The 24588-nt window shown below is 64.4% G+C and carries 25 protein-coding genes; 6 read left to right on the forward strand and 19 right to left on the reverse strand.

Going from position 1 to position 24588, the window contains the following annotated elements; all coding sequences use genetic code 11:
* Positions 1-93: 93 nt before the first annotated feature.
* The 3 genes from ASD58_RS11510 to ASD58_RS11520 are packed head-to-tail and all read right to left on the reverse strand — an operon-like array spanning position 94 to position 1774.
* On the reverse strand, positions 94-762 hold the full coding sequence (locus tag ASD58_RS11510; RefSeq protein WP_057261295.1) for a DUF799 domain-containing protein: 669 nt from the start codon (positions 760-762) through the stop codon (positions 94-96).
* Positions 759-1109 carry a DUF4810 domain-containing protein gene (locus tag ASD58_RS11515; RefSeq protein ID WP_057261297.1) on the reverse strand — a complete coding sequence of 117 codons (351 nt, stop codon included), beginning with the start codon at positions 1107-1109 and terminating at the stop codon, positions 759-761. The genes ASD58_RS11510 and ASD58_RS11515 overlap by 4 nt, the downstream gene beginning before the upstream one ends.
* Positions 1106-1774, reverse strand: a complete 669-nt coding sequence (locus ASD58_RS11520) for a CsgG/HfaB family protein (protein ID WP_057261299.1) — start codon at positions 1772-1774, stop codon at positions 1106-1108. Before ASD58_RS11520 ends, ASD58_RS11515 begins: the two co-directional genes overlap by 4 nt.
* Before the next feature lie 165 nt (positions 1775-1939).
* Between ASD58_RS11520 and ASD58_RS11525 the strand changes: the two genes are divergently transcribed.
* Both ASD58_RS11525 and infA read left to right on the forward strand, forming a co-directional pair.
* On the forward strand, positions 1940-2785 hold the full coding sequence (locus tag ASD58_RS11525) for a PD40 domain-containing protein (RefSeq protein ID WP_057261301.1): 846 nt from the start codon (positions 1940-1942) through the stop codon (positions 2783-2785).
* A 265-nt stretch (positions 2786-3050) separates the two neighbouring features.
* Positions 3051-3314, forward strand: a complete 264-nt coding sequence (gene infA / locus ASD58_RS11530) for a translation initiation factor IF-1 (RefSeq protein WP_057261303.1) — start codon at positions 3051-3053, stop codon at positions 3312-3314.
* Between the two features lie 8 nt (positions 3315-3322).
* Here the strand turns inward: infA and ASD58_RS11535 are convergent, their stop codons facing one another.
* The 12 genes from ASD58_RS11535 to leuS form a co-directional block, all read right to left on the reverse strand.
* Entirely contained in the window at positions 3323-3994 is a 672-nt protein-coding gene (locus ASD58_RS11535) for a hypothetical protein (RefSeq protein WP_156401249.1), read from the reverse strand.
* 15 nt (positions 3995-4009) lie between these two features.
* Complete coding sequence (locus ASD58_RS11540) at positions 4010-4552, reverse strand: hypothetical protein (RefSeq protein ID WP_057261307.1); 543 nt, start codon at positions 4550-4552, stop codon at positions 4010-4012.
* Positions 4549-6156, reverse strand: a complete 1608-nt coding sequence (locus ASD58_RS11545) for an SEL1-like repeat protein (protein WP_057261419.1) — start codon at positions 6154-6156, stop codon at positions 4549-4551. Before ASD58_RS11545 ends, ASD58_RS11540 begins: the two co-directional genes overlap by 4 nt.
* 4 nt (positions 6157-6160) lie before the next feature.
* Positions 6161-8380 (reverse strand): bifunctional diguanylate cyclase/phosphodiesterase, encoded by a 2220-nt coding sequence (locus ASD58_RS11550; RefSeq protein WP_057261310.1) that lies wholly within the window; start codon positions 8378-8380, stop codon positions 6161-6163.
* A gap of 7 nt (positions 8381-8387) precedes the next feature.
* Positions 8388-10550: an HDOD domain-containing protein gene (locus ASD58_RS11555; RefSeq protein ID WP_057261311.1), complete on the reverse strand. Its 2163-nt coding sequence runs from the start codon at positions 10548-10550 to the stop codon at positions 8388-8390.
* A 159-nt stretch (positions 10551-10709) separates the two neighbouring features.
* A complete protein-coding gene (locus tag ASD58_RS11560) occupies positions 10710-11960 on the reverse strand; it encodes a multidrug effflux MFS transporter (RefSeq protein WP_373994447.1) in 1251 nt (416 codons plus the stop codon).
* Between the two features lie 74 nt (positions 11961-12034).
* Positions 12035-13249: a class I SAM-dependent RNA methyltransferase gene (locus ASD58_RS11565; RefSeq protein WP_373994445.1), complete on the reverse strand. Its 1215-nt coding sequence runs from the start codon at positions 13247-13249 to the stop codon at positions 12035-12037.
* Between the two features lie 133 nt (positions 13250-13382).
* Complete coding sequence (locus ASD58_RS11570; protein ID WP_057261313.1) at positions 13383-13799, reverse strand: CopD family protein; 417 nt, start codon at positions 13797-13799, stop codon at positions 13383-13385.
* A gap of 3 nt (positions 13800-13802) precedes the next feature.
* On the reverse strand, positions 13803-15074 hold the full coding sequence (locus tag ASD58_RS11575) for a glutamate-5-semialdehyde dehydrogenase (protein WP_057261315.1): 1272 nt from the start codon (positions 15072-15074) through the stop codon (positions 13803-13805).
* Positions 15075-15078: 4 nt separating this feature from the next.
* On the reverse strand, positions 15079-16095 hold the full coding sequence (gene holA / locus ASD58_RS11580) for a DNA polymerase III subunit delta (protein ID WP_057261316.1): 1017 nt from the start codon (positions 16093-16095) through the stop codon (positions 15079-15081).
* A 9-nt stretch (positions 16096-16104) separates the two neighbouring features.
* The gene (lptE, locus tag ASD58_RS11585) at positions 16105-16746 is read right to left on the reverse strand and encodes an LPS assembly lipoprotein LptE (protein ID WP_057261318.1); all 642 of its coding nucleotides are present in this window, start codon (positions 16744-16746) and stop codon (positions 16105-16107) included.
* A 7-nt stretch (positions 16747-16753) separates the two neighbouring features.
* Entirely contained in the window at positions 16754-19375 is a 2622-nt protein-coding gene (leuS, locus tag ASD58_RS11590) for a leucine--tRNA ligase (protein WP_057261320.1), read from the reverse strand.
* Positions 19376-19444: 69 nt separating this feature from the next.
* Here leuS and ASD58_RS11595 point away from each other — a divergent pair, with 69 nt between their 5' ends.
* From ASD58_RS11595 to map, 4 genes are all read left to right on the forward strand, one after another.
* The gene (locus ASD58_RS11595) at positions 19445-20263 is read left to right on the forward strand and encodes a helix-turn-helix domain-containing protein (RefSeq protein ID WP_057261322.1); all 819 of its coding nucleotides are present in this window, start codon (positions 19445-19447) and stop codon (positions 20261-20263) included.
* Between the two features lie 206 nt (positions 20264-20469).
* The gene (locus ASD58_RS11600) at positions 20470-21045 is read left to right on the forward strand and encodes a hypothetical protein (RefSeq protein ID WP_057261324.1); all 576 of its coding nucleotides are present in this window, start codon (positions 20470-20472) and stop codon (positions 21043-21045) included.
* Positions 21046-21120: 75 nt separating this feature from the next.
* Positions 21121-21486: a VOC family protein gene (locus tag ASD58_RS11605; RefSeq protein WP_057261326.1), complete on the forward strand. Its 366-nt coding sequence runs from the start codon at positions 21121-21123 to the stop codon at positions 21484-21486.
* A 15-nt stretch (positions 21487-21501) separates the two neighbouring features.
* Positions 21502-22293 carry a type I methionyl aminopeptidase gene (gene map / locus ASD58_RS11610; protein ID WP_057261328.1) on the forward strand — a complete coding sequence of 264 codons (792 nt, stop codon included), beginning with the start codon at positions 21502-21504 and terminating at the stop codon, positions 22291-22293.
* A gap of 79 nt (positions 22294-22372) precedes the next feature.
* Here the strand turns inward: map and ASD58_RS11615 are convergent, their stop codons facing one another.
* Genes ASD58_RS11615 through dapB form a run of 4 tightly spaced genes read right to left on the reverse strand, consistent with a single transcriptional unit; the run spans position 22373 to position 24582 of the window.
* Positions 22373-22690: a barstar family protein gene (locus tag ASD58_RS11615; protein ID WP_057261329.1), complete on the reverse strand. Its 318-nt coding sequence runs from the start codon at positions 22688-22690 to the stop codon at positions 22373-22375.
* Positions 22690-23112, reverse strand: a complete 423-nt coding sequence (locus ASD58_RS11620) for a biopolymer transporter ExbD (RefSeq protein ID WP_057261331.1) — start codon at positions 23110-23112, stop codon at positions 22690-22692. The genes ASD58_RS11615 and ASD58_RS11620 overlap by 1 nt, the downstream gene beginning before the upstream one ends.
* 4 nt (positions 23113-23116) lie before the next feature.
* Positions 23117-23773: a MotA/TolQ/ExbB proton channel family protein gene (locus ASD58_RS11625; protein ID WP_057261333.1), complete on the reverse strand. Its 657-nt coding sequence runs from the start codon at positions 23771-23773 to the stop codon at positions 23117-23119.
* Positions 23773-24582, reverse strand: coding sequence for a 4-hydroxy-tetrahydrodipicolinate reductase (dapB, locus tag ASD58_RS11630; protein ID WP_057261335.1), 810 nt, complete (start codon positions 24580-24582; stop codon positions 23773-23775). Before dapB ends, ASD58_RS11625 begins: the two co-directional genes overlap by 1 nt.
* Positions 24583-24588: the final 6 nt, after the last annotated feature.

Genomic DNA, 24588 nt, shown 5'->3' on the forward strand with positions numbered 1-24588 from the left:
AGATGGTGGCGGACCGCCGCTGCCAGCTGGGCGTGGCCGGCATGGCGGCGAACGCGCCCGTCATTATCGATGACCCCGACTTTTAAAGGGAGATTAAGGCTTGCCGTAGTTGGTCGAACGCGGACCGTACAGGATACCGTTCGAGCCGCCGGCCGACAGCATGCGGCTGCTGGTCACGCCTGCCATCGGATAGGCTGCATCGGTGTTGCTGTTGATGATCTGCTTGACCGCTGCCGCTACCAGGGCGCCAATCAGGCCGCCACCGCCGTTGTTATTGTTCTGCTCCGCGCTGGAGGCGCTAGCCTGGCCCTTCCACAGCAGGGTGCCGGTCTTCAGGTCCACCAACTTGGCTTCCGCCGCCACCACGACTTCGCTGTTCAGCAGCGTGTAAACCGAGCCATACCTGGTCACGGTCACATACAGCCCGGCATCGGCGCCGAAGATCTCGCGCAGCTTTTGCACGCTGACGTTGTGGATGTCGGCAGCGTTGCTCAGGCCGTTCTGCTTGAAGGTCTCATCCACCGCGGCAACCGGCAGCACGTAGTAGCCGGCTTCGGCCAGCGGGTAGCTCAGTTGCGACAGCATGCCGTAGGTCGCTTTGACTTCCGGCGAGTTGTTCAGCGGCGGCAGCACCACGATCGATTTCGGCTGGGCTGCCTTGAACGCGGTGTAATCGTAAGGCTGTGCTTGACGGTGGGCGCAACCGACGAAGAACAGCGCAGGCAGCAGGCACGCCGCCAGTTTCATGCATTTCTTGATCATTGAACGGCTTTCTTCGTATTCTTCAGCAAAAAGTCCATATACGCGGCGGACTCAGGGAACAGCAACTTCTCCGCTTCGAACTCGGCTGCCATCTGTTCCGGACGGTTGGTCACGGAGTACAGCAGGCCCAGATGAGCGTGATAACCAGGCGGCGGGATCATGCCTTTCGCATTGATCTTTTGCAGGTCCTTTTCCAGCACCGCGATTTGCGCATCCGGGCTCTCGCCCTTGAAGTACTGGTAAACCTGCGGCTGGTAGCTCTCCCACTGGTAGATCGTCGGCTGCCGGTGCTGGCAGCCGACCAGCGCCAGGGCAACGCCGAGGGTCAGGACAAGGCGGCGCATCATTGGCGCGCCTCGCGACCGAAGGCGCCGGCTTCCATGCCGCCCACCAGTTTTTCCACCGCTTCGCGCATGGCCAGGTCCAGCACCTTGCCGTTCAGGGTCGCGTCATAGCTGGCGGTGCCGCCAAAGCCCAGCACTTCGCGGTTGGACAGGCTGTATTCGCCGGCGCCGGCAGCGGAGTACACCACTTCGGAAGTAGCGATATTCACCACGTTCAGGGTGACCTTGGCGTATGCCACCTGGGTCTTGCCGCGGCCTGCGAGGCCGAACAGCTGGTGGTCGCCCACTTCCTTGCGGCCGAATTCGGTCACGTCGCCGGTAACCACGAAGTCAGCGCCCTTGATGTTCTGGCCCTGCTTCTTGTAAGCGGCTTCCTGCTGCAGCTCCTGCATATTGTCGCGGTCCAGCACATTGAAGCGGTTGGTCTGCTGCAGGTGCGAGATCAGGATGGTCTTGGCCTGACTGCCGAGGCGGTCCACGCCGTCGGAGAACACGCCACGCATGAAGGAGGAACGGTTGTCGAACTTGCCGACCGCCACCAGGGTGCGCGGGCCGGTGTAAGGACGCGCTGCGCTAGCGACTTTTTCCACCTGGATGGCCTGGTGGCTTTCGGTTGCACAGCCGGCCAGGGCCGCTACAGCGACGACGGATGCCAGAATTTTTTTCATATCAATGAATTAATAGAGTTTTAATTTATGAATTATATAGTGCCTTGTGGCAAGGCACAAATTTAGTTACCAAAAACGCCACAAGCTGCCTTCCCGGCACCAGCCCGGCATTGCATGCTGATGACAATTACATCACTATGGCGCGTCATCCACGAAAGCAAGTCCATGAATATTTCTGCGCTGCTGCTTGCCACTGCCATCGCCGCCTCGCCCAGCGATGGCATGTTCGAACCGGGACTGGTGTCCGACAACGGCGTGTTCGGCCTCACGCTCTCGCCCGATGGCCGGCACGCACTGTGGGTGCAATCAGGCGGCGCCCGCACCAGGCTGGTGATCGTCGAATCGCACAAGGTGGACGGCAAGTGGCAGAAGCCGACGCCGGTGCCGTTTTCCGCCACCGATGGCTCGCGCGACATCGACCCGGCCTTTGCGCCGGATGGCAAGTCGATCATCTTCCAGTCCAACCGCCCGGTGCCGGACCAGCCGCAGCGCAAAGGCTTCGACATCTATTCGGTGGCACTGCAGGACGGCCGCTGGGGGCCGCTGCTGCACCTCGGCCACGACATCAACAGCGACGAATCCGAATCCTCCGGCTCGATCGCTGCCGACGGCACCGTCTACTTCATGAAGAACGGCGCCGAAGGCAAATCGGACTTGTGGCGCGCGCGCCGCGTGGAAGGCAAGTACGCCGCGCCAGAGCGCCTGCCCGAGCCGGTCAACAGCGGCCCATGGCGCGAGTCGAATCCCTACATCGCCGCCGACCAAAGCTACCTGCTGTATTTCTCCGACATGCCTGGCGGCGCCGGCGACATGGACCTGTACATCAGCTTCAACGGCAAGAACGGCTGGAGCACGCCGAAGAACCTCGGCGCGCCATACAACACCGCGCAGGCCGAATTCACGCCGTTCGTGCACGGCGGCCGGCTCTACCTGGCGCGCCAGGCCAAGGACGGCGAACGGTTCATCGAAAACATTTTCTCCTATCCCTTCGACCCGGAACGCTACCGCTAAGCGCGCCAGAAAAATAATTTGTGCGGCGCACAAAATCTGTGTTACACTGCGTTCCGCGGTGAAGTACTCGAGAACTTTACCCTGTAGCACCAAACATTGGTCACAGGCCGGCACCTTGCAGATAGCATTGGCTGACCGCTTCGCACCGTGCAGATAGCACGGGCTGTAGCAGCGATTGAAACATTGGCATTACATTGAAACGAAGCCCGCAACAACGCGGGCTTTTTTTTCGCACCTCGCCCTCCCAATCGCAAAGGAAACCAGCATGGCAAAAGAAGAACTCATCGAGATGAATGGCGTGGTCACCGAGATCCTGCCGGAGCAACGCTTCCGCGTGGACCTGGATAATGGCCACAAGCTGATTGCCTACACTGGCGGCCGCATGAAGAAAAACTTCATCCGCATCATCGCCGGCGACAGGGTAACGCTGGAACTCTCCCCGTATGACCTGAACAAAGGCCGCATCGTATTCCGCCACATCGAACAGCGCGGTACTGCGGGCCCGCGGCCGGCACAGCGGCGCCGTTAACATTGGCGTCAAGGGGCCAGGTAAGGACCGGACATGTCGTTGAGGCGGTAAGACATGTCTATTGCGCGCCTGACCGCCTCGCTTTCTTTAGCTGTCAGCTTGCCCCGGCCAATGTCGCAGGTAGTGCCGCCTGGATCTGAGTGAATGTATAGAAGCCCAACCAGCTCACCCTCCACTTCTTCGGCAATGAGCTCCATGTGGGTTTCGTTACCAGTCTTCGCCACGACATACAGGTAGCCCGCGACTTTCGCCGTTCCGCACCACCTTATTTCGTCCCATATCAGGTGGCTTCGCCTTCCATCGAATGCCGAAGGCATCTCCCATTTCCTCGTATCGTCGTCCAGCGCCTGCAACAACTCAATCAAGGGCTTGCGGGAAAGGATCTCGAGGTCATGCCGCCAACCATACCTCTCGCGCGATTCGGCAACGCCGCTCACATGTGCGACCAGAACATAGCTAAGTGCGATTTCGGAAGGTTGTTCACTCCAGCCGTTGTACATGCTGAGCGGAGGCCGCCAAAGAAGATTTTTGGTTGCACCAGCGTGCAAGCATTCTGATCTCGAAAAATATGCCGAAGTTCTCGTGCCGGATGCCGGCACAATGGTGTTCAAGCTGATGGTGTCTGCGCCATAGTCAACGCCAGCAACGTTCGACCATGTATCAGGATCGTGAAATTCCATCGGATATTTAGTGCGTCATTGCGGCGGCAAACGCCCGCCTTTGTCGTAATGCTCGATAGCGCCTGGCATGTAGTCTACGCGCTCTTCCAGCGGAATGCGCAGCCGCGCGGCCAGGCGGCGTGCCCGGTCCAGCATGGCCGGGCAGAAGTCGCCGCCGCTGCGGTCGGTTTGGGCGAGCTGGATCCAGTCGTGCGGACCATAGCGCAGCTCGATCACGGTGTAGTCCCGCTCAACCCAATGCCGCTGGTCGCGGAAGGACGGGCGGAAGGTGACGCACAGCCGGCCGCCCTGGCGCAGCGGGACTGTCTTGCGCCAGACGCGCAGGAACCAGAGGAAGTACACGGAGCGCCGCACCTCCGCGCGCTCCAGGTCGACGTCCGTCCAGCCGGTGAAGTAAGCGGTCGACAGCATTAACAACGCGACCACGCCGAGGAAGTCACTATTGAAAACACGGTGAGCCAAGTAGGCATACCCTAGGAAAAACACGGTACCCACCACCCTGCCGCGCGAGAAGCCGCCGAACCAGCGCAGGCGCAGTATGTGCGGGGCAGCACTCAAGCAGGCAGCAACTCAGGAACGGCACGCAGCGCGGCCAGTTGCTGCGGCGCGAGGCGGGCGGCTGCAGTGGCGAGGTGGCGTGCGGCGCCAGGCTGGCCGTTGCGCTCGGCCAGCGACAGCCAGCGCCAGGCCTGTTCGGCGTCGGCTGGCGTGCCCTGCCCGCACAGGAACATCAATCCGGCGTTGAATTGGGCGCGGCCATGCCCCTGGCGCGCGGCGGCCAGGTACCAGAACAGGGCTTGCTGGAAGTCGCGCGCCAGCCCCTGTCCGTTGTCGTGGCGCAGGCCGAGCGTGAAGCAGGCCAGCGTATGACCCTGCTCGGCGGCCTTGCGGTACCAGGCGTTCGCTTGCAGCAGGTCGGGCGCGGGGCCGTCGTCGCGGTCATGGATCTGGCCCAGCATGAATTGCGCCGCCACGTAATCCTGTTCGGCGGCGCGGCGGAACCAGGCCAGCGCCTTGCGCCCATCCTGCGGTACGCCCTGCCCCGTTTCATAGCGCAGGCCAAGGTCGAATTGCGCGCGCAAATGGCCCTGGTCGGCGGCCTTGCGGGACCAGAAGATGGCTTCCTGCTGGTCGCGCGGCACGCCGTGGCCCTGCTCGTACAGCAGCGCCAGGTGGTATTGCGCGGACGGGTGGCCTGCCTCGGATGCCTTGCGGTACCAGTGCGCTGCTGCGCGGTGGTCCTGCGCCACACCCTGGCCATGCTCGTAGCGCTGGCCCAGGTTGTTCTGCGCGCCGGCGTGCCCCAGTTCGGCGGCGCGGCGGTACCACTTCAGCGCCAGCGCTTCGTCGCGCGGCACGCCGTTGCCATTGTCATGGATCAGGCCCAGGTTGAACTGCGAGCTGACGTGGTCCTGCTCCGCCGCCAGCGTGTACCACTTGATGGCGCGCGCAGCGTCAGGCGCTACGTCCTGTCCCTTGTCGTAGCGCAGCGCGAGGTTGAACTGGGCGGCGGCATAGCCTTGTTCGGCGGCCTTGCGGAACCAGCCCAGCGCCTGCTTGCCGTCCTGCGCCACGCCCTGCCCGTTGTCGTAGCGCAGGCCGAGGTTGAACTGGGCGCGCGCATAGCCTTGCTCGGCCGCCTTGCGGTACCACATGATCGCTTGCGCGAAATCCTGCGGCACGCCCCTGCCGCTGTCGTACATCATGCCGAGATTATTCTGCGCGCCGGGATCGCCCTGGTCGGCGGCCTTGGCGAACCAGTAGCGCGCCCGCTCGGTATCGTGCGGCACGCCCTGGCCCTTGGCGTACAGCCAGCCCAGGTTGTACTGCGCGGCAGCGTAGCCCTGTTCGGCCGCCAGCTGGTACCAGTGCGCCGCTTCAGCGAAATCGGCGTCGACGCCCTGCCCCTTCTGGAACATCACGCCCAGGTTGTATTGGGCATGCTCCAGGCCCGCGTTGGCGGCCTGGCGGTACCAGGCCAGCGCCAGTTCATAGCTTTGCGCCACGCCCTGGCCGTTGAAGTACATGAAGCCCAGGCTATGCTGGGCATTGGCCACGCCGCGCTCGGCCAGTTGGCGCACGCGCAGGAACTCGGCAACGAAGTGGGCCTGCGGCGTCGGCGCGCCGCTGGCTGCAGCTTCGGTCGGGGAATCACGCTGCATATATTCAGGCCTGGCCAGCCAGCCGCAGCCCGGCCGGAATGGCAACAGCGGGAGCGTCGGCCTGGTTCTGCGCCGCCAGCACTTCCATGAAGGAGGTCAGCGCGATCGGGCGGTAATACAGGTAGCCCTGCATGGTGGCGCAGCCGTTGGCGGCCAGGTAGCGCGCCTGCACTTCGGTCTCCACGCCTTCCGCCACCAGGTGCAGGCCGAGGCCGCGCGCGATCGAGATGATGGCCAGGATCACCGGATAGTGGCCATGCTCGTCGTGGATCTCCTTGACGAAGCTCTGGTCGATCTTGATGGTGTGGATCGGGAAGCGGTGCAGGTAGGACAAGGAGGAATAGCCGGTGCCGAAATCGTCGATGGCCACCGACACGCCGAGCTGGCACAGCTTGTTCAACTGCTCGATCGCGTATTGCGGGTTGCGGATGCAGATGTTCTCCGTGATCTCGACTTCGATCTGCGACGGCGAAATCTGGTAGCGCGCCAGCGCATTGCGCATCTTCTCGAAGAAGTCGCCGCGGTCCAGGTATTGCGGCGACAGGTTCAGCGACAGGCGGATATTGTCGGCGCCGGCCGCATTCCACAGCAAGAGGTCGCGGCACAGCGCGCCGATCATCCAGTCCGAAATCGGCAGCATCAGGCCGTTTTCTTCGGCAAACGGCAGGAACTCGCCGGCCGACAGCAGGCCGCGCGTCGGATGGTTCCAGCGCATCAGGCCTTCGGCGCCGATGATGCGGCCGCTGGCCATGTCGACCTGCGGCTGATAGTACATTTCCAGCTCGTTGTTTTCCAGCGCCTTGCGCAGCGACTGTTCCAGCACGATCTTCTGGTGCGACATGTCCTGCATCGACGGGTGGTAGAAGCTGTGGCCGTTCTTGCCCTGCGCCTTGACCTGGTACATGGCGATGTCGGCGTGGCGCAGCAGCTCCTCGATCGAATCGCCGTCGCTCGGGTAGACCGCGATGCCGATCGAGGCCGAGATGTGCACCACGTGGCCATCCAGGTCGAACGGCGACTGCAGCACTTCCTGGAACTTGTCGGCGATCGCCCTGGCGTCGGCGCGGTCGCGCAGCTCGGGCAGCACGATGGTGAATTCGTCGCCGGAATGGCGCGCCAGGGTGTCGCCCTTGCGCAGGCATTCCTTCAGGCGCCGCGCGGCCTGCTGCAGCAGCTCGTCGCCCTTGACGTGGCCCAGCGTGTCGTTGACCAGCTTGAAGCGGTCCAGGTCGATGAACATCACGGCCAGCTCGGTGAGCTTGCGCTTGGCCTGGATCACGGCCAGGCCCAGGCGGTCCTTGAACAGGATGCGGTTCGGCAGGTCGGTCAGGATGTCGTGGTAGGCCTGGTAGGAGATCATCTCCTCGGCCCGCTTGCGGTCCGTGATGTCGCGCGCCACGCCGTAGGTGCCGAAGAATTCGTGGCGCGACATTTCCTCGCCCGGCACGTGCATGCCGATCGCGTTCAGGGAAATCGTCATCAAGGTGTTGTTGAAGGTGCGGTCGCCGGCGGCGCTGTTGTTGCACTTCAGGCGCAGCTCCACATTGCGCGAGGCGCGCTCGTCGACGCGGCGCTCGTTGAACACGTAGCGGGCGCGCTCCTGGTCTTCCTCGTGCACCAGCACCGAGTAATGGCGGCCGATCAGCTCCTCGCGCGCGTAGCCAAGCAACTGGTAGGCGCGGTCGTTGACGAAGGTGAAACAGCCTTCATGGTTCAGGGTGTAGATGATGTCGGGCGAGCTGTCCACCAGGTAGCGGTACATCTTTTCCGAGTTTTCCAGGCGCTGCGCGATGCGCATGTTGTCCACCGCCAGGCGGCGCTTTTGCAGCGCATTCTCCACCGTTTTCAACAGTTCGGGCGGGTTGTACGGCTTGCGCAGGTAGTCGTAGGCGCCGCGCTTCAGGGCGCCGATGGCGGCCTCGATGCCGGCTTCGCCGCTCATCACGATCACGTCGCAATCGATCTCGCGCGCATTCACGAAGTCCATGATGTCATGGCCGCTCATGTCGGGCAGGCGCAGGTCCAGCAGCAGCAGGTCGAATTGCTGGCGGCTCAGGTGCGCCAGCGCCTCGGCGCCATTGGTAGCGGTGACCAGCTGGAAGCTGTCCTGCACGCGCAACAGCTCGTACAGGGAAGACAGCAGGCGCGGTTCGTCGTCTACCAGCAGCAGGCGTGGCTGGAATTCCGGTGCCGCGGTCGGGTGCGTCGGGATCATCGGGTTCATGCGGGCCTTATACGGAATCGACCACGCCGCGCGCCTGCACCGGGGCGAGCTGGCTGGTACTGCCGCGGGCCGGCAGCAGGAGTTCAAACGAGGTGCCGTTGGCGCCGCTGCGGCAGCTGATCATGCCGTTCATCTTCTTGACCAGGCTATGCACGATGGACAGCCCGAGGCCGTGATGCTTGCCTTCCTTGCTGCTCTTCACGGCGGTAAACAGGTTGGCCAGCACGTCCTGCGACAGGCCGGGGCCGGCGTCGGCCACCGCCAGCTCCACGTACAGCCGGCGTTCGCGATTGACCAGGCCGCGGTTGGCGATCTCGATGCGGCCGCCGTTCGGCTGCGCCTCGATCGCGTTCTTGACCAGGTTGACCAGGATTTGCTTGAGCAGGTCGGCGTCGCCGTCGATTTCCTGCGGGCCTTCCTGCATGCGCGTGATCACCTGCACCGAGGCCGGCAGGAAGTCGGTGGCGCGGAACAGCCGCAGCACGTCTTCCACCACGCGCGCCACATTGGCCGCGCAACCCGCATCCGATGGCTGCAGGTCGGCCAGGCCGTTGATCAGGTGGCCGACGCGGTCGATTTCCTCGTTCAGGATCGACATTTCCGACACCACCGGCTCGCGCCGCGCCAGCTTGGCGTCCAGCACCGACAGGTAGTTCTTGATGATCGACAGCGGGTTGTTCACCTCGTGCACCACGCGGCGCGACGCTTCCCGGTATTCCTCCGCCACGTGCGCCAGCTGGCGCCGCGCGTGGCCGCGTTCGGACAGGGCGGTCTCCAGCGCATTGGCCGCCTGGCTGCCATAGGCTTGCAGGAAGCGCTCCTTCTTTTGCAGCAGCGGCAATTGCCAGGCCGGCACGCCGCCCACGATCATGCCCAGGCAGCGCTGGCCGGCCACCAGCGGCAGGCACACCAGCGCTTCGCTGCCGATGATGCGGAACAGCTGTTCTTCGGCGATGCCCAGGCCGGCAGGCGCGCCGGCGCCGCTGCGCGCGGCAAACGCCAGTTGGCGGCTGTTGGCGGCATCGGCCAGCAGGCCGGGCTTGTTGAGGGGCACGGCAAATTCGGCCAGGCGCTGCTGGGCCTCGCCGCCGCCGGCGCCCTGCAGCGCGTGGCCGGTCGGGCTCTCCAGCAGGATCACCGTGGCCTCCAGGTCGAACAGGATGCGCGCCGAGCGCGTCATGGCGTCCAGCATGCCCGCTTCGCCCTGCTGGCGCGCGAAGCACTGGCCCATCTCCTGCACCAGCACCATATTGCGCACTTCTTCCGACAGGCGCGCCTGCACCGGGTCGGGCGGCACCGGCGGCGCGGCAGGCGGCGCCGGCACGTCGTCGGCGCCGGCCAGGTCGATGCCCAGCGCTTCAGCGGCACGCGCCACTTGCCGCGCGGCCGACTTGACGAAGGCATCGAGCTTGTCTTCCTCGATGCCGCACAGCGCGCCTGCGTCGGCTGCCGCTTGCGGCGCGTCGGCGTGGTAGCAAAGCTGGTGCGCCAGGCGCACGATGCGGATCAAGGGATGCGCCGCCTCCAGCCGCGGCACCGGCTCGTGGTGGTACAGCACGGAGTCGGCCAGGAAGGAATCGAGGTTCCAGCGCTCGATCAGCCAGGCGCCCGCTTCGGCGTGGGTGATTTCCAGCGTGCGCTGCTCCACCGCGCACAGCTCTTCGTCGTCGCGTGCGGTGAAGTTGTAGGCGTATTCCTTGGGCGCGGTGGCCAGCAGCGCCAGGCGGCCGACGTTGTGCAGCAGGCCGGCCAGGTAGGCTTCTTCCACCTGCGGGTAATCGAGCGCGCGCGCGATGTCGCGCGCGATGACGGCGGTGGTCAGCGAGCCTTTCCAGAAGGCGCGCAGGTCGGTGCTGCCGCTGTGCGGGAAATTGTTGAAGGTCTGGAATACCGACTCGGAAATCACCAGCGTCTTGATGGTGTCGGTGCCCAGCGAGACCAGGGCCTGCTCCAGGCCCACCGTGCGGTGGTGGCGCTGGTAGGCCGAACTGTTGGCCACGGCCAGGATCTTGCTGGCCATCCCGGCATCCTTGGCGATCAGCGCAGCCAGCTCCGGCATGCCGGCATCATCGGCTTGCAGGAGTTCAATCAGCTTGATCAGGATCTGCGGCATGGCAGGGAGCCGCGCGATCAGCAAGCGATTGCGGATGTCTTGGTCGGGATGTTGCATGGGGTCTTAGCGGCTGTCTTCCGGCTTGCAATCCACTACGCAAATTGGCATAAATATACTATAACTTAGCAGCAATACAAATTTCTGACGGCAATAAAATGCATTTGTGTAGAAAGAACTACACTATTGGTAGTAATTTACTTTGTACTAACAATATTTTCAAATAGGCACTATCTTGCGCCGGAGTGCGCGCGCCGTCAACCACAGCGCCAGCGCCGTCAGGGTCAGCGCCAGCTGGCCGGCGGCCAGCCACAGGAAGGAATGCGAGGCGAGCGGTGCCAGCACGCCGGCCACCAGCGCCCCCAGCAGCGTGGTGGCGAACGATTGCACCGACGCCACCGTGCCGCGGATGTGCGGGAACAGGTCGAGCGCCAGCAGGGTGGCCGCCGGCGCCGACATCGACATGCCGAACGTGTAGAAAAACAATGGCAGCACGCTCCACGGCAGCGCGGGCGCGGCCAGCAGGTGGTAGCTGACATTGACCGTGGCCGCCGTGATCAGGAAGCAGAAGCCGATGCCGATCTGGCGCGCGAAGCTGGTCTTGCCGGCAATGCGGTTGGCGGCCAGGGCGCCCAGGAAGATGCCGGAAACGGCTGGCACGAACAGCCAGGCGAATTGCTCGGGGCCCAGGTGCAGGTGGGCCGGCAGCGCCACCGGCGCGGCCGTGATGTACAGGAACAAGCCGGCGAAATTGAAGGCCACCACCCCGGTCTTCAGGTGGAACAGCGGCGAGCACAGGATGGACTTGTAGTTGCGCCACAGGTAGCGCGGGTTGAATGGCTGGCGCTTGTCGCGCGGCAGCGTGTCGGGCAGGCGCCGGTAGCAGACGATGAACAGCAGCACCGTGTAGCCGGCCAGCGCCAGGAAAATGGTGCGCCAGTCCGAATACTTGACGATGAAGCCGCCCAGCACCGGCGCCACCGCCGGCGCGATGGAAAAGATCATGGTCACCAGCGACAGCAGCCGGGCGGCGGCGGCATCGGCGTACAGGTCGCGGATGATGGCGCGCCCCACCACCACACCGGCGCCGGCCGACACGCCTTGCAGCACGCGGAAGAACCACAGGTATTGCACCGAATGCGCGGCGGCGCAGCCCACGGTGCCCAGCAGGAAAGCCACCAGCGAGACCAGGATCACGTTGCGGCGCCCGAATGCGTCCGACAGCGCGCCATGCCACAGCACCATGCCGGCAAAGGCCAGCATGTAGGCCGTCAGCGATTGCTGCACTTCGATCGGCGTCGCGTGCAGCGTGGCCTGGATGTTGGGGAAAGCGGGAAGGTAGGCGTCAATCGAGAACGGTCCCAGCATCGACAGGCTGGCCAGGACTGCTGCCAGCGCGCCCGGCCCCAGCGGCTTCCGGTGCGGCGCCTCCGGCGCAGGAATGCTGGCGGGAGCGTCGCCAGGGGTCAGGTCTGTCAAACGGACATGCTGAGGCCCGCGGCGGCCATCCTGGCCACGCGCGTCGCCCGAGGCATGTTCGTTTGTCAGACCTGACCCCGACTTTCGTCCGCGTCGGCTGCCGGCTTGCGGTTGAAACCGGCCACCATGTCGAAGCGGAACAGGCGGCACTCGAGCGCGCCGTTGAAGAATGGCGTCTTGCGCGATTCTTTCAGGCGCAGCATTTTCGGCAGGCCCAGGTCGGCGGTGAACAGGTAGGCGGTCCAGCCGCTGAAGCGCTGCTTGAGCGTGCTGGAGAAGGCGCTGTAGAAGCTCTTCGCCAGTTCGTCCTCTTCCAGGCTGGCGTCGCCGCGCACGCCGATCCGCTCGCCATACGGCGGGTTGGTCAGCAGGATGCCCGGTTCCCTGGTCGGCGCCTGCACCTGCTGCGCTTCGATCTGCTTGAGCGGTACCTCGAACAGGATGCCGGCGCTTTTCAGGTTATGGCGCGCCATCGCGACCATGTCGCCGGAAATGTCGGAGCCGAAAATGGTCGGTTCGGGCGGCAGCGGGTTCGGCTTGAAATCGGTCTTCATCTTCTGCCACGGCTCGGGATCGAAGTCGTGGAACTTCTCGAACGCGAAGCGGCGCCGCGCGCCCGGTGGGATGCCCTGCACCATCTGCGCCGCTTCGCACAGGATGGTGCCGGAGCCGCACATCGGGTCGAACAGCGGCATGCCCGGCTTCCAGCCCGACACGCGCAACAGGCCGGCGGCCAGGTTCTCGCGCAGCGGCGCGTCGCCGGTCTCGCTGCGCCAGCCGCGCTTGAACAGCGCTTCGCCGGAAGTGTCGAGGTAGACCATGAACTGGCGCTGGTCGAGGAAACCGAAGATGCGCATGTCAGGCTCGCGCGTGTTGACCGAAGGGCGCTTGCCATACATGTCGCGGAAGCGGTCGCATACGGCGTCCTTGATCTTCAGCGTGGTGAATTCCAGCGATTTCAGGGGCGACTTGATGGCAGTGACGTCGACCCGGATGGTGTGGTGGACGCCGAACCATTCTTCCCACGGCTGGCCCAGCACCAAGTCGTAGATGTCGTTTTCGTTCTGGTAGTGGCACACGCCCATGCGCATCAGCACGCGCGAGGCGATGCGCGAGTGCAGGTTGATGCGGTAGGCGTCGTACAGGTCGCCGGAGGCGTGCACGCCGCCCGGGACCTGGTTATGGACCTTCATGGTCGGGCTCATGGCCGCGATTTCGGTCAGTTCTTCCGCCAGGGCGGCTTCCAGGCCGCGCGGGCATGGGCAGAAATATGATGGCATTTGGGGGACCCTTTATCCGTTGTTTGAATCAAAACCGGTAAACCGGTGTCTGACCCGCAGGGTCAGACACCCGCCACGCGGCTGTCCCGGGCCTGGTGTCAGACCCTGCGGGTCTGACACCGGTTTACCGGTTTTAGAAAGGCTTGACGACCACCAGAATCACGATCGCCAGCAACATCAGCACCGGCACTTCATTGAACCACCGGTAAAACACATGACCGCGCGCATTGGCGCCGCGTTCAAACTTCTTCAGCAGCGAGCCGCAGGCGTGGTGGTAGCCGATCAACAGGAACACCACCAGCAGCTTGGCATGCAGCCAGCCCGGCATCCTGGCGCCGTACTGCAGCACCGCCAGCCAGATCCCGAACACCACCGCCGGCAGCGCCAGCATGGTGGTGAAGCGGTACAGCTTGCGCGCCATCGTCAGCAGCCGCTCGGTGCTCGGGCCCGGCGTTTCCATCGCCAGGTTCACGAAAATCCGCGGCAGGTAGAACAGCCCCGACATCCAGGACACGATGAAGACGATATGCAGCGCTTTGATCCAGAGCATTCGCTATTTCCTAATTTCGCCGTGGCCGAACACCACGTATTTAAGGGAAGTCAATCCTTCCAGGCCGACCGGTCCGCGTGCGTGCAGCTTGTCGTTCGAGATGCCGATCTCGGCGCCCAGGCCGTACTCGAAACCGTCCGCGAAGCGCGTCGAGGCGTTGATCATCACGGAAGACGAATCGACTTCGCGCAGGAAGCGCATGGCGGCCGAGTAATCTTCGGTGACGATCGCCTCGGTATGCTTGGACGACCAGGTATTGCAATGCTCGATGGCCGCGTCCAGCCCGTCCACCACGCGCACCGCCAGGATCGGCGCCAGGTATTCGGTGGCCCAGTCTTCTTCCGTAGCGTGCGCCAGGTGCGGATAGCCGGCGCCGGCCAGGATGGTGTGCGCTTCGGCGTCGGCGCGCAACTCGACCTTCTCGGTGGCGTAGCGCGCTGCCAGCAGCGGCAGCACCTCGGCCGCGATGGGGCGCGCCACCAGCAGCGTTTCCATGGTGTTGCAGGTGCCGTAGCGGTGGCACTTGGCGTTGAAGCCGATGTCCAGCGCTTTCGCCAGGTCCGCCTTGGCGTCGATGTAGACGTGGCAGATGCCGTCCAGGTGCTTGATCATCGGCACCGTGGCTTCTTCCATCAGGCGTGCGATCAGGCCCTTGCCGCCGCGCGGCACGATCACGTCCACGTATTGCGGCATGGTGATCAGCGCGCCCACGGCGGCGCGGTCGGTGGTGTCGACCACCTGCACGCCGTCGGCCGGCAGGCCGGCGCCTTGCAGGCCTTCAGCGACCAGCTTGGCCAGCGCCCGGTTGCAATGGATCGCTTCCGAGCCGCCGCGCAGGATGGTGGCGTTGCCGCTCTTGATGCACAGGCCGGCCGCGTCCACCGTCACGTTCGGGCGCGCTTCGTAGATGATGCCGATCACGCCCAGCGGCACGCGCATCTGGCCGACCTGGATGCCGGACGGGCGGATTTTCACGTTCGAGATTTCTCCCACCGGGTCCGGCAGCGAAACAATCTGGCGCAGGCCTTCCACCATGGTGGCAATCGCCTTGTCGGTCAGCGCCAGGCGGTCCAGCATGGCCGGCGCCAGGCCGGCGGCACGCGCGGCGGCCAGGTCTTGTTCGTTGGCCGCGCGCAAGGCCGGTGCTTCGCGCTCGATGGCTTCGGCGATCAGCTGCAACGCACGGTTGCGGGTCGCGCTGTCGGCACGTGCCATGCCGCGCGATGCGGCGCGGGCGCGCTGGCCGATGTCTTGCATGTACTGCTTGATGTCCATATTCTTACCCTTTTGCGACGCGCAAAGCTAACTGCAGCATGGCGTCCCACTGGTCGCCGGCGAACGCCTTGGCGCGCAAGCCCTTGACCATGCGATCGACCTGCGCCGCCTGCTGCATCGCCGCTTCCAGCGTAGGTAGCGAGATGCGGCGCAGCGCCGGCTCCATCAGCCGTTCGCGCGGGCCCCAGATGCGGTATTCCTTCAGGAGCGCCGGCAGCGGGCGGCCCTGGGCCATGCCTGCCTTTAATTTTAGCAGCGTGCGGATTTCTTCGGAGACGGCCCACAACACCAGCGGCAGCGCTTCGCCTTCGCCTTTCAAGCCTTCCAGCATGCGGATCAGGCGCGCGGTGTCGCCGGACAACATGGCTTCGGACAGCTTGAACACGTCGTAGCGTGCCACATTGAGCACGGCGTCCTGCACCTGCTCGTGGGCCAGCTTGCCCGGCTCGTGCAGCAAGCCGAGTTTCTGGATTTCCTGGTGTGCCGCCAGCAGGTTGCCTTCGACGCGGTCGGCGATGAAGTCCAGGCTGGCGCGCTCCGCGCTCTGCCCTTGTGCGGCGAGCCGGTTGGCAATCCATCCCGGCAGCGCATTGCGCTCGATGTTCGGGATGTCGATGTACACGGCGGCCTGCTGCAAGGCCGCCACCCACGCCGCCTTCTGCGTCTGCCAGTCCAGCTTGGGCAGGGTGATCAGCGTGAGGTTGTCTGGCGATAAATCTTTGGCGTAAGCCTGCAGGGCGGCGCCGCCATCCTTGCCCGGCTTGCCGGACGGGATGCGCAGCTCGATCAGCTTCTTGTCGCCGAACAGGCTCATGGCCTGGTTGGCGGCCAGCAGCTCGCCCCACTTGAAGTTGCGCTCGACGCTCAGCACCTCGCGCTCGGAATAGCCTTGCGCACGCGCGGCACGGCGGATCTTGTCGGCCGCCTCCAGCGCCAGCAAATGCTCGTCGCTGGTGATCACGTACAGCGGGGCCAGCGTCTTGGCGACGTGGCCGTCCAGGGCGTCGGCGCGCAACTGCATGGCGCGCCCTTAGCGGACCGGCGGCGCGGCCGGCGCGGTAGGGGCGGTGACGTCGGGCGCCGACAGCACGCCTGGCAGCACGCCGGACGGGGTCGGCGCCGGCGCCGGGGCGCCCGGCTTGATGGCAGCCATGCGGCGCATCATCTGCTGCACCAGGTCGGCCTGCATGTCCTTGTACAGCAGGGCTTCTTCCTGCTCTTTCGCCAGCAGCTGGGTTTCGCTGAAGGTGATCGGGCGGCCCAGCACGATATTGGTCGGCGCCAGCAGTTCCTTGCCGGCCTTGTCGGTCACGCGGAACAGGATGTTGTAGCTCAGCAGGTATTCACGCACGCGGCCATTGCTGTTCAGCGACAGGATCGACTTGGTGCGGGTCTTTTCCGGGTTGGTCAGCACTTCGATCACGCCGTCGGCATCGGCTTTGCTGGTGGCCACGGTGGTGTGGCCGTTGACGCGGATATTGCGCTTGAGTTCGATCGCCAGCGGCGACGACTCCGGCAAGCCCACGTAGATGGCGTTGAACGGCAGCGTATATGTGCCGCCGGAGCCGCGCAGGTGGAAGCCGCAGCCGGTGGCCACGGCAGCTACGCCCAGCGCCGCCAGCGCCAGCATGGTGCGGCGCAGGGCGCCGCGGGATTTCAGAGTCGTCGTCATCTTTGCCTTACACCACGATATTGACCAATTTGCCCGGTACCACGATGACCTTCTTCGGCGCGCCTTCCAGGAACTTCTGCACGCTTTCCTCGGCCAGCGCGGCCGCTTCGATGGCGGCCTTGTCGGCGGCCTTCGGCACCTTCACCGAGCCGCGCAGCTTGCCGTTCACCTGGATCATCAGCTCGATCTCGGACTGTTCCAGCGCGGCCGGGTCGACTTGCGGCCAGGCGGCATCCAGGATGTCGCCGGCGTAAGCCATTTCCTGCCACAGCACGTGGGTGATGTGCGGCGCCACCGGATTCAGCAGGCGCAGGAAGACGGCATAGCCTTCGGCCAGCACCGCCGGCTCCACGCCTTTCGCCGATTCCAGGGTATTGAGCATCTTCATGCAGGCCGACACCACGGTGTTGTACTGGATGCGCTTGATGTCGTAGTCGGCCTGCTGCAGCACCTTGTGCACTTCGCGGCGCAGCGCCTTACCTTCCTCGGTGGCGGCAACGGCGGCCAGCGGCGAACCGGCGGCGCGGATCGCCTCACGCTGGGCGAAGCCGAAGTTCCACACGCGCTTCAGGTAGCGGTTGGCACCTTCCACGCCGGAGCCGGACCACTCCAGGGTCTGTTCCGGCGGCGAAGCGAACATGGTAAACAGGCGCGCGGTGTCGGCGCCGTACTGCTCGATCTGCACCTGCGGGTCGATGCCGTTGTTCTTGGACTTGGACATCTTCTCGATGCCGCCCAGGCTGACTGGCTGGCCGTCGGCCTTCAGCACGGCTGATACGGGGCGGCCGCGGTCGTCGGTGGTCAGGGTCACGTCGTCCGGGTTGAACCAGTGCTTCTTGCCGGAGGCTTCCTCGCGGTAGTAGGTCTCGTTCAGCACCATGCCCTGGGTCAGCAGGTTGGTGAACGGCTCGTCGAACTTCACCAGGCCGAAGTCGCGCATGACCTTGGTCCAGAAGCGCGCGTACAGCAGGTGCAGCACGGCGTGCTCGATGCCGCCAATGTACTGGTCCATCGGCATCCAGTAGTCGTTGCGTTCATCGATCATCGCCTTGTCCGAACCTGGCGAGGTATAGCGCATGTAGTACCAGCACGAGTCGACGAAGGTGTCCATGGTGTCGGTCTCGCGGCGCGCAGGCTTGCCGCATTGCGGGCAGTCGCACTTCAGGAAGGCTTCGTGCTTGTTCAGCGGGTTGCCGGTGCCATCCGGCACGCAGTCTTCCGGCAGCACCACCGGCAGGTCCTTCTCAGGCACCGGCACCGAGCCGCAGGACTCGCAGTGGATCATCGGGATCGGGGTACCCCAGTAGCGCTGGCGCGAAATGCCCCAGTCGCGCAGGCGGAAGGTGGTCTTCTTCTCACCCAGGCCTTTTTCGGCCAGGTCGGCGGCGATCGCTTCCAGCGCCTCGGTGTAGCGCAGGCCGTCGTACTTGCCGGAGTTGGTCACCACCGAGACGGCCTTGTCGCCGTACCATTCCTGCCAGGCTTCGTCGGAATACGACTGGCCTTCGGCGGCGATCACCTGCTTGATCGGCAGCTTGTATTTCTTGGCGAAGGCGAAATCGCGCTCGTCGTGCGCCGGCACGCCCATCACGGCGCCGTCGCCGTAGGTCATCAGGACGTAGTTGCCGATCCAGACTTCGACTTGTGCGCCGGTCAGCGGGTGGGTCACGAACAGGCCGGTCGGCATGCCCTTCTTTTCCATGGTGGCCATGTCGGCCTCGATCACGGAACCCATCTTGCATTCGGCGATGAAGGCTTGCAGTTCAGGCTTGTCTTGCGCGGCGTGGGCGGCCAGCGGGTGCTCGGCAGCCACGGCGCAGAAGGTCACGCCCATCACGGTGTCGGGACGGGTGGTGAACACATACAGCTTGCCGTCGTTGATCAGCTGACCGTCAGCGCCGGCGATGGTGTGCGGGAAGGCGAAGCGCACGCCGGTGCTCTTGCCGATCCAGTTCGACTGCATGATGCGCACGCGCTCAGGCCAGCCTGGCAGCTTGTTGTCGACATAGTCCAGCAGCTCGTCGGCGTAGTCGGTGATGCGGACGTAGTACATCGGGATTTCGCGCTTCTCGATCAGCGCGCCCGAACGCCAGCCGCGGCCATCGACCACCTGCTCGTTGGCCAGCACGGTCTGGTCGACCGGGTCCCAGTTCACGGTACCGGTTTTCTGGTAGATGATGCCCTTTTCCAGCATCTTCAGGAACATCCATTGGTTCCACTTGTAGTATTCAGGCTTGCAGGCGGCCATTTCGCGCGACCAGTCGATCGCCAGGCCCATCGACTGCATCTGCTCCTTCATGTGGTCGATGTTGGAGTAAGTCCATTTGGCTGGCGGCACGTTGTTGGCCATTGCCGCGTTTTCAGCCGGCATGCCGAAGGCGTCCCAGCCCATCGGCATCAGCACGTTGTAGCCGTTCATCCGCAGGTAGCGGTACATCACGTCATTGATCGTATAGTTGCGCACGTGGCCCATGTGCAGCTTGCCCGAAGGGTAAGGCAGCATCGAGCAAGCGTAGTACTTGCCTTTAGGGAAACGCGGGTCGTTTTCGACGGCTTTGTAGGCGTCGATCGCCTTCCAGTGCGATTGGGCGGCTTTTTCAACGTCTGCTGGACTATATTTTTCTTGCATGATGGAGCGCACTAAAATGAGAGGATATGAACCGGACATTATAACAATGCATTGGTGCGGCGCGTCAGAATGAGATATCAGGAATTTCCGCCCCCGCCGGGGCTGGCCGGTCTGGTGGACTGCCTGTGGCTGTCCGAAGCCCCTGCCGGGCCCGCCGTGGCCCCTGTTTCGCACCGGGTGCTGCCCGATAATTGCACCGATATCCTGTGGCAGGACAGCGGCGAGGCCTTCTTTGTCGGCATGATGAGCACTTGGTTCGATGTGCCGGCTGCGCGCCGGGTACGGACGGTGGCGGTGCGCTTCCGGCCAGGGGCGGCCAGCCTGTTTGTCGGGCCAGTGCCCTTGGCCGGCCTGGCCGATGACCGTGCCGACCTCGAACTGCTATGGGGCCGCCCGGTGGCCGATCGGCTCGGCGACGCCCTGTGGTCGGTGGCGCGCAGCGATGCCGAACGCCTGGCGCTGCTGACCGAGGCGCTGTACGCTCGCCTCTCGGTTGCTTCGGCTGGCGCCCGCGCCGCCACGGCCCTCGCCTCACGTATCGCAGCCGGCGCGCCGGCCGGCCAAGCTCTCGCCTTGCGCGCAGTGGCCGAACTGGAGGCCAGTGGCGGTGCATTGCGCGTGGAAACGCTGGCCGCCGCGCTTGGCGTCTCGCGCCAATATCTCGCCAACCAGTTCCGCGACCATGTCGGCCTGTCGCCCAAATTGTTCGCCCGCATCTGCCGCTTCCGCGCCGCCCTCGCCGCCAGCGGCCCGGCCACAGCGGGCCGGCAGGCTCACGACTGGGCCACCGTGGCCCTGGACTGCGGCTATTTCGACCAGTCCCACCTGATCCGCGACTTCCAGGACTTCACGGGCAACTCGCCCGACGCCCATCTGGGCAAACGGTGAGCCTCCCGGCGCTGTCGCGAGAAGGTGCGATTTTTGGCCCAAATTGGCCTGACAAAACCGCTATTTTCTGCGATTTTCGGGAACTTTCCGTGATTTCGCATGTCCAAAGGAAAAAATCACGGAAAAGGCTCAAAAATCGCACGAAATAGCGGTTTGGCCTGACCAATTTACGGTAAAAATCGCACCTTCTCGCGAGGGAGAAGAAAATGACGCCGAGCCTTTGCATCGCCATTTCAGCCTCTACGCTGCGCGCCCTGCTCGACTTCCAGAGCGAGCACTTCAGCGACATCGAACCTGCCGACCTGGCCGACCGCGCTATCCGCGACTGGCTACACTACCAACTCGAACTCGCCAAGCCTGCCGGGCAACGCGGCTACTTCTGGAAAAGGCTGTTCCTTCCAGACGGCACCCGGCTGCGCCTCTCCAATTACACGATCACGCGCTATGCCGCCGTCGTCGGTGACGACCTCGTCTACGAGGGCATGACAGTTTCCCCGAACCGGTTTGCGCAAATGACGCTGGGTTCGGCGCGCAATGCCTGGGAGGTCGTCTATGTCCAGCTGCCCGGCCAGCGTGAATGGAAGTTGGCGCTGCACCTGCGCCGTGCGCTGGAGGCCAATGAGCGCCAGAAGGCCAAGCGTCCAGCCGCACCGGCACCGGCTCCGACAGCCGCGCCGCCGCGCGTCCTGCCTGCCGGGGTTCTGCTGGCACCGAAGTTGCGGCCCGACTTCGAAGAACGGCGCCAGATATACCGCCGCGCGGAAGACCTCTTGCTCGACTAGTTTCCATTTTTCCAATCGGCGCCGCCGCAGCCATGGCAAGATGCGCCCATCACCCCACCAATAGAGGAGAACAGCATGATCAAAGGCCTGCGCACCGCCATCTACCCTACCCCCGACCTGGAAGCCGGCAAGGCCTGGTACAGCAAGGTATTCCAGAAAGAACCCTACTTCGACCAACCGTTCTACGTCGGCTTTGAAATCGGCGGCTTCGAGCTGGGCCTGCTGCCGGACGGCGCGCCCGGCAAGGCCGGCAGCCAGGTCTACTGGGGCGTGGAAGACATCGCAACAGAAGTCCAGCGCATCCTCGCACTGGGAGCAAGCACTCACTCAGAGATTCAGGAAGTAGGTGAAGGCATCAAGGTCGCCGAGCTGGCCGACCCATTCGGTAATGTCCTCGGCCTGATTGAGAACCCGCATTTCGACAGGGCCAAGGTCGCGTGATACCATGCACCCCCTATGCGCAAACGCAATAACAAATCCATCCTGATCAAGACGCCCGACCAGGTCGAGCTGGCCCGCGTGGCCGGCCAACTGGCGGCCGACGTGCTGACCTTCATCGCGCCGCACGTCAAGCCGGGCGTCTCGACCGCCCAGCTTGACCAGCTGTGCAACGACTACATCGTCCACACCCAGAAAGTCATCCCGGCCAACGTCGGCTACGGCGGCTTTACCGGCACCGTCTGCACCTCGGTCAACGAGGTAGTGTGCCACGGCATCCCGTCGGCCAAGAAAGTGCTGAAGGATGGCGACATCATCAACATCGACGTGGCCGTCATCAAGGATGAATGGTTCGGCGACACCAGCCGCATGTACTACGTCGGCACGCCGTCGAAAGCGGCGCAAAAGCTGTGCGAAGTGACCTATGACGCGATGTGGGCCGGCATCCGCGCGGTCAAGCCGGGCAATCGGCTGGGCGACGTCGGGCATGCGATCCAGAAGCTGGCCGAAGCGGCCGGCTACAGCGTGGTGCGCGATTACTGCGGGCATGGCATCGGCATGGTGTACCACGAAGACCCGCAGGTGCTGCATTACGGGCGGCCGGGCACCGGCCTGCTGCTGGAGCCGGGCATGGTGTTTACCATCGAGCCGATGATCAACGCGGGCAAGCACGCCACGCGCGCGCTGCCGGATGGCTGGACGGTGGTGACGGCCGACAGGTCGCTGTCGGCGCAGTGGGAGCATATGGTGGCGGTGACCGAGACCGGGTTCGACGTACTGACGTTGGCGCCGGGCGAACAAAACCGGTAAAGCTGCCGGGTCTGACACCGGCCTGCGGCGGCCGCGTATCAGTGTCTGACCCTGCGGGTCAGACACTGGTTTACCGGTTTTAGCGCAAGCTCAGCCTCAACGCCGGCTTCTCGCCATAATCGTCATAGCGCTCATTGATGCCGCCGACGCAAAAGCTAATCTCTTCCAGCAAATCCGCCGGCATCTTCGCCGCATCGGTAATAACGATCTCCAGCACCTCATTCGGCTTGAGCCGGAACTTCGTCATATTGTCTTCATCGCGCAGGTAGGACAGGCAGTCCACCCAGGCATCGATGGTCGCGCTGTAGCCCGGCGGGAACCCCAGTTCCGCCTGGCAGGCAGCGTGGAACGCCGCTTCATCGCCGATCGCGGCGCCGTTTAATGTGGCAATCGCCATTATTTCTTTTCCTTCGGATCGGTGACGAAACCAAGACGGGTCAGGCCATGCGACTGCGCCGCCGCCATCACCTGCGCCACCACTTCATAGCGGGTATCCTTGTCGGCCCGCAGCTGCAACTCCGGCTGCTGCGGCAAGCCCGCCGCCTCGGCCAGGCGCTGATCCAGCTCCCCTGCCTGCAAGGCATCGTTATTCCAGTAGACCGTGCCCGCGGCATCGATGGCCAGCGTCACGGTGTCGGCTTCCTGCTGCAGCGCCTTGGCCTGCGCCTTGGGCAGCTCCAGTTGCACCGCATTGGTAAACATCGGCGCGCTGATGATGAAGATCACCAGCAGCACCAGCATCACATCCACCATCGGCGTGACGTTGATGTCAGCCATGGATTCCTTCTGCCGGTGATGGTTGAAGGAGCCGAATGCCATCCGTTCAATCCCTGGCCAGGTAAGCGTGCAAGTCGTGCGCGAAGGCGTCGAGCTCGGACATGGTGATGCGGTTGATGCGGTTAAAACCGTTATACGCCAGCACCGCAGGAATTGCCACGGTCAGCCCGACGCCGGTCATGATCAAGGCCTCGCCCACCGGCCCGGCCACCTTGTCGATCTGCACCGTGCCCTGCGCCGACACTGCCGCCAGCGCATGGTAGATGCCCCACACGGTGCCCAGCAGGCCGACAAACGGCGCGGTCGAGGCGATCGACGCCAGCAGCGTCAAGCCGGACTCCAGCCGGGTGGTCGACACATGGATCGCATCGCGCAGCACGCGCGTGACCTGCTCGGAGCGTCCCATCTCGGCGGCAATGCTGCCGTTCCTGGCATGCGCCACCTGGTGCGCGCCGGCCTGCGCCACGGCCGCGAAGATGCGTTCCTGGTCGCGCACTGCCATCAGCGCCACGCCATCGGCCACCGTCGGCGCGTCCCAGAACGCCTGCACCACCGGCGCCGCGCGCCGGATGCGCCACGCAGCCCAGCCCTTCCACAGGATGAAGAACCAGGACGCCAGCGACATCGCCAACAGCAGGTAAGCCACGGCGTGGCTGATCGCGTCGCTGCGCTGCCAGTAGCTGGCGAAGGTAAAGTGCTCCATCAGCCGTTCAGGCCCAGCACGTCGTACATATCGTACAAGCCGCTCTTCTTGTCGGCCAGGAATTGCGCGGCGCGCAGCGAACCGTTGGCGTAATGCTGGCGCGACGACGACTTGTGGCTGATTTCGATGCGTTCGCCCTCGGTGGCAAACATCACGGTATGGTCGCCGATGATGTCGCCGCCGCGCACGGTGGCAAAGCCGATCGAGGACGGGTCGCGCGGGCCGGTCACGCCTTCGCGCGCGAACACGCCGCACTGCTTCAGGTCGCGCCCCAGCGCGTCGGCAATCACCTCGCCCATTTTCAGCGCGGTGCCGGACGGCGCGTCGACCTTGTGGCGGTGGTGCGCTTCGATGATCTCGATGTCGTAGCCGAGGTCGAACTGCTTGGCCGCAAATTCCAGCAATTTCAGGGTGACGTTGACGCCCACGCTCATGTTCGGCGCGAACACGATCGCCGTGCGCTTGGCCGCTTCAGCGATGGCCGCCTTGCCAGCTTCGTCGAAGCCGGTGGTGCCGATCACCATCTTCACGCCATGTTCGGCGCAGTAGGCCAGGTGGGCCAGGGTGCCTTCCGGGCGCGTGAAGTCGATCAGCACGTCGGCGCCGGCCAGGCCGCTGGCCAGGTCGGCGGTGATGGCCACGCCGGCCGGCTGGCCGGTAAAGGCGGCGGCATCGCTGCCCAGGGCAGCCGCGCCCGCGCGGTCCAGCGCCCCGGACAGGCGCGCCTCGGGCGCCTTCTGCACCGCCTCGATCAACATATGGCCCATGCGGCCGCTGGCGCCGGCGATGGCGATATTCAGTTGCGTCATTGCTGT

This window comes from Duganella sp. Root1480D1, from assembly GCF_001427305.1.
In the GTDB taxonomy this organism is placed as follows: domain Bacteria; phylum Pseudomonadota; class Gammaproteobacteria; order Burkholderiales; family Burkholderiaceae_D; genus Rugamonas.

Bases quoted from the DNA above. Each gene is read 5' to 3' on its own strand.
- ASD58_RS11550 (WP_057261310.1), bottom strand. From the start codon at position 8,380: ATGAACCCGATGATCCCGACGCACCCGACCGCGGCACCGGAATTCCAG.
- ASD58_RS11575 (WP_057261315.1), bottom strand. From the start codon at position 15,074: ATGGACATCAAGCAGTACATGCAAGACATCGGCCAGCGCGCCCGCGCC.
- ASD58_RS11570 (WP_057261313.1), bottom strand. From the start codon at position 13,799: ATGCTCTGGATCAAAGCGCTGCATATCGTCTTCATCGTGTCCTGGATG.
- ASD58_RS11510 (WP_057261295.1), bottom strand. From the start codon at position 762: ATGATCAAGAAATGCATGAAACTGGCGGCGTGCCTGCTGCCTGCGCTG.
- dapB (WP_057261335.1), bottom strand. From the start codon at position 24,582: ATGACGCAACTGAATATCGCCATCGCCGGCGCCAGCGGCCGCATGGGC.
- leuS (WP_057261320.1), bottom strand. From the start codon at position 19,375: ATGCAAGAAAAATATAGTCCAGCAGACGTTGAAAAAGCCGCCCAATCG.
- ASD58_RS11520 (WP_057261299.1), bottom strand. From the start codon at position 1,774: ATGAAAAAAATTCTGGCATCCGTCGTCGCTGTAGCGGCCCTGGCCGGC.
- ASD58_RS11615 (WP_057261329.1), bottom strand. From the start codon at position 22,690: ATGGCGATTGCCACATTAAACGGCGCCGCGATCGGCGATGAAGCGGCG.
- holA (WP_057261316.1), bottom strand. From the start codon at position 16,095: ATGCAGTTGCGCGCCGACGCCCTGGACGGCCACGTCGCCAAGACGCTG.
- ASD58_RS11555 (WP_057261311.1), bottom strand. From the start codon at position 10,550: ATGCAACATCCCGACCAAGACATCCGCAATCGCTTGCTGATCGCGCGG.
- ASD58_RS11625 (WP_057261333.1), bottom strand. From the start codon at position 23,773: ATGGAGCACTTTACCTTCGCCAGCTACTGGCAGCGCAGCGACGCGATC.
- map (WP_057261328.1), top strand. From the start codon at position 21,502: ATGCGCAAACGCAATAACAAATCCATCCTGATCAAGACGCCCGACCAG.
- infA (WP_057261303.1), top strand. From the start codon at position 3,051: ATGGCAAAAGAAGAACTCATCGAGATGAATGGCGTGGTCACCGAGATC.
- ASD58_RS11565 (WP_373994445.1), bottom strand. From the start codon at position 13,249: ATGCCATCATATTTCTGCCCATGCCCGCGCGGCCTGGAAGCCGCCCTG.
- ASD58_RS11535 (WP_156401249.1), bottom strand. From the start codon at position 3,994: ATGGAATTTCACGATCCTGATACATGGTCGAACGTTGCTGGCGTTGAC.
- ASD58_RS11525 (WP_057261301.1), top strand. From the start codon at position 1,940: ATGAATATTTCTGCGCTGCTGCTTGCCACTGCCATCGCCGCCTCGCCC.
- lptE (WP_057261318.1), bottom strand. From the start codon at position 16,746: ATGACGACGACTCTGAAATCCCGCGGCGCCCTGCGCCGCACCATGCTG.
- ASD58_RS11600 (WP_057261324.1), top strand. From the start codon at position 20,470: ATGACGCCGAGCCTTTGCATCGCCATTTCAGCCTCTACGCTGCGCGCC.
- ASD58_RS11515 (WP_057261297.1), bottom strand. From the start codon at position 1,109: ATGATGCGCCGCCTTGTCCTGACCCTCGGCGTTGCCCTGGCGCTGGTC.
- ASD58_RS11595 (WP_057261322.1), top strand. From the start codon at position 19,445: ATGAGATATCAGGAATTTCCGCCCCCGCCGGGGCTGGCCGGTCTGGTG.
- ASD58_RS11605 (WP_057261326.1), top strand. From the start codon at position 21,121: ATGATCAAAGGCCTGCGCACCGCCATCTACCCTACCCCCGACCTGGAA.
- ASD58_RS11620 (WP_057261331.1), bottom strand. From the start codon at position 23,112: ATGGCATTCGGCTCCTTCAACCATCACCGGCAGAAGGAATCCATGGCT.
- ASD58_RS11545 (WP_057261419.1), bottom strand. From the start codon at position 6,156: ATGCAGCGTGATTCCCCGACCGAAGCTGCAGCCAGCGGCGCGCCGACG.